This is a genomic window from Kitasatospora sp. NPDC094015 (assembly GCF_040304075.1).
In the GTDB taxonomy this organism is placed as follows: Bacteria; Actinomycetota; Actinomycetes; order Streptomycetales; family Streptomycetaceae; genus Kitasatospora.
In genome coordinates this window covers 1-1725 of sequence record NZ_JBEOUL010000083.1, presented here as the reverse complement: position 1 = coordinate 1725, position 1725 = coordinate 1, and the positions used below count along the sequence as shown (strand labels likewise).

Below are 1725 nucleotides of genomic sequence, written 5' to 3'. Positions count from 1 at the left end.
AACTCCACGGCGTTCAGCCCGACCGACACCATGCCGCTCTCCACCCGCGCGAAGGCGCTGATGGCGGTGGAGAGTATCGCCGCGCTCATCACCTCACTGCTCGTCATCGCCCACGCCGTGGGCGTCCTCGACTGACCTCCCGCCCTAAGGAGGGAAACGGAGCCTCTCGAGCACCGGCACGAACGGCGTGCATCCCTCCCAAGGTCCTGCGGTGACGGTTGAGGGCACCGGTGCGACGCACGGTGTGGGCGCGGTCCGGCCGGCTCCGGGTCCGGCTGCCGTTCGGGGCGGCCGTCACACCGAGGGCGGCCGGAGCCGAGTTGCGGTGGTCAGCTCGTGCTGCGGGCCCGGCGCCGGGGGAGTGCGGGGAGCGCCGCCATGGTCAGTCGTGGAGGCTGCCGCAGGTCGCGCTCGGGGTGCAGGAGGGAGCGCAAGGCCGACCAGCACAGGGCGCCGAGTGCGAACCCATAGTCGGCGACCAGCCCGTGCCCGTTGTCCTGCGCGAACCACATCGCCAGGCCGAGTGCCGGTACGGCGAGGGCCAGCAGCCGGTGCTTGCGGACGGTGGCGGGGTCGGTGGCCCGGTTGCCGTCCGCGGCGGCGCCGCCGTGCAGCAGCAGCGCGGCGGCGAGCGTGGCGCCGAGGAAGTACGTCGCACCCGAGCTGCCCGCGAAGTTGCGGGGGTCGGTGCTGCGCGAGACCTCGCCGAACAGGGCGTCGATCCGCTCCGGCAGCAGGATGCCCGCGGTGAACAGGCCGAGCGTCAGCGCCCCGCCCCAGAACCACTCGGCGAGCGCCGCGACGGCGGCCAGGGTCGCGATGTTCCAGGTGGCGCCGCCGATGCCGCCGTTCTGCAGGAACACCGAGGTGACCACCCGCCACCAGCCGTGCTTCGCCGGGTCGGCGTCCAGCGCCCCCATCGCCCCCGACCAGCACAGCTGCAGTGCCACGCCGCCGAGCGCGACCAGGGTCAGCCCGACCGCGGCCCAGGGGATCCGGCGCAGCCGTACCGTCTCCCGGCCGACCAAGGTCAGCCCGCCGTTGAACATCAGCACCATCAGTGCCGCCGTGGTCACGCTGAACAGCAGGCCGCCCATCGTCACCGCCCCCTCTTCGTCCCCGTTCCCGGGGCCGGCCTCGCGCCGGACCCGGCTTTTCGATCATGACGATAGCGCGCGGCGGGCCATTTTCAAACGATGTTTGAAAATGACGGTTAGGCTGGGCCGGGTGAAGCTGACCACCGACCGGATCGTCGACGCCGGAATGGCCGCGTTCGCCGAGAGCGGCTACCACGGCCTGACCATGCGCCAGGTCGCCGACCGGCTCGACGTGCACGCCGGCAGCCTCTACTACCACGTGCCCAACAAGGCCGCGCTGCTCCAGCTGCTGGCCGACCGGGTGGCCCGGGAGGCGTACGACGCCGGCACCGCGGCGCTGTCCGCGCTCGACCCGGCCGCCGGCTGGTCGGCCCGGGTGGTGGCCCAGGCCGCAGCCCTGCGGCGGAGCATCAGCCGCCACCCCGGCGGGGCGATCATGTTCGCCGGCAGCCCGAAGACGCTGAGTACCGGAGCGCTGTCGGTCATGGAGCGGCTGCTCGCGACCCTCGCCGAGGCCGGCCTGCCGCCGCAGCAGTGCGGCACCGCCGCCGACACGGTGCTGAGCCACGTCACCGGCTACGTGCTCCAGGAACAGAGCGAACCACCCGCCGCACCGGTCGGCCCCGAG

The 1725-nt window shown here is 73.2% G+C and carries 2 protein-coding genes; one reads left to right on the top strand and one right to left on the bottom strand.

The features are described from left to right. Positions 1–329: 329 nt before the first annotated feature. Positions 330–1097 (bottom strand): hypothetical protein, encoded by a 768-nt coding sequence (locus ABT014_RS34440; protein ID WP_350643795.1) that lies wholly within the window; start codon positions 1095–1097, stop codon positions 330–332. A 130-nt stretch (positions 1098–1227) separates the two neighbouring features. Here ABT014_RS34440 and ABT014_RS34435 point away from each other — a divergent pair. Continuing rightward, a partial coding sequence (locus tag ABT014_RS34435) for a TetR/AcrR family transcriptional regulator (RefSeq protein ID WP_350643793.1) occupies positions 1228–1725 on the top strand: 498 nt, incomplete at its 3' end.

Bases quoted from the DNA above. Each gene is read 5' to 3' on its own strand.
- ABT014_RS34440 (WP_350643795.1), bottom strand. From the start codon at position 1,097: ATGGGCGGCCTGCTGTTCAGCGTGACCACGGCGGCACTGATGGTGCTG.